Raw genomic sequence first — 1,226 nt, 5'->3', positions numbered from 1 at the left:
AGCCCGGCCCGGCGGCGGGCCCGGCGCAGGTGTGCGGCCGCGCCCAGCAGCAGCCCGCCCAGCGCCAGCGGGACGCCCACCGTGGCGCCGGTGCGCAGGGTGAGGGCGTCGAGGTGGTCCTCAAGGCTGCCGGGGAAGGCCCAGGGCGCGACCCGTCCGAGCTCGTCGCGGTCGATCGCCTCCACCGCGTCCCCGCCCTCGACCACCGCGCGCAGGCCCAGGTAGACCCGCAGCGGCTCGGCACCGGTGTAGTCGGTGATGTCGTGGAAGTGGGAGGTGCCGCTGTAGAAGTCGCTGAGCACCTGCTGGTCGACACCGAAGACCTGGACCTCCCGGTGGCCGATGATCGACTCGGCCGTCTCGCCGAGGGAGAGCACGTACAGCCCGGGGCCGAGCTCGGCGGAGAGGAGGACGGCGAGCCGTTCGGCGGTGCGGGGGTCGTAGTCGGACTGCTCCAGGTCCTGCGGGAGCAGGTCCAGCACCACGTACACCGGTACCGGCGCCCGCCCGGCCAGGTCGGTCAGCGCCGCGTCGACCTGCTCGGTGGCCCCCAGCCCCATCATCGTGTTCACCTGCACCGGGTCCTGCCGCAGCCGCTCGACCAGCTCCTCGAACGTCCGCGGCGGCGGTGCCGCCGTGGCCGGCACCGCCAGCCCCCAGGTGGCGAGCAGCAGCACCAGCACCAGCACGACCCGACGTCCCACGACCCTCCTCAGCTCCCGGTCCGGGCGGCATCCTGTCACGCCTGCGGCTCGGGCCGCCCCCAGTAGGCGTAGCGGTGGTGCCGGCGCAGACCGAGCCGGGCGTACAACGCGGTCGCCGGGTCGTTGCCGGGCAGCACCTGCAGCAGCAGCCCGCGGGCGCCGTGCTCGACCGCCCGCCGGGCCGCGGCCAGTGTCAGCGCGGTGCCCAGACCCTCACCGCGGTGCCGCGGGCTGACCCACAGGCACGACAGCACCGCCCAGCGGGTGCCCCCGGTGTCGGGGGACGTCCACAACCGCACGATGCCACCGTCCTCGCCCCGGCCGGGCCCGAGGCTGCCCAGCTCGGCGCCGGGTGCGGTGAGCACGGACGGGCCGGCCGTGCCGGGGTCGCGCTGGTGGCGGTAGGCGGCGAGCCAGGCGTCGTCGGGCCCGCCGGCCCACTCGGCGTCCGCGGCCGCCGACAGGTCCACCCGGGTGAGGTCGCCGACGAGGACGTCGGTGGCGCCGAACGGCTCGAGCCCG

Annotated in this window: 2 protein-coding genes; both read right to left on the bottom strand. The window is 76.3% G+C overall.

Features of this window, described 5'->3' with window-relative positions:
• Positions 1-704 (bottom strand): hypothetical protein (locus tag DVA66_RS20505; RefSeq protein ID WP_157974221.1); only part of this gene is annotated, 704 nt, incomplete at its 3' end.
• 35 nt (positions 705-739) lie between these two features.
• The coding region (locus tag DVA66_RS20500; protein ID WP_157974220.1) for a GNAT family N-acetyltransferase at positions 740-1,226 on the bottom strand (487 nt) is incomplete at its 5' end.

Origin of the sequence: Desertihabitans aurantiacus (assembly GCF_003344635.1) — a bacterium.
In the GTDB taxonomy this organism is placed as follows: Bacteria; Actinomycetota; Actinomycetes; order Propionibacteriales; family Propionibacteriaceae; genus Desertihabitans; species Desertihabitans aurantiacus.
Note: the sequence above shows the minus strand (reverse complement) of the source record. Positions and strands in the feature narration are given on the sequence as shown.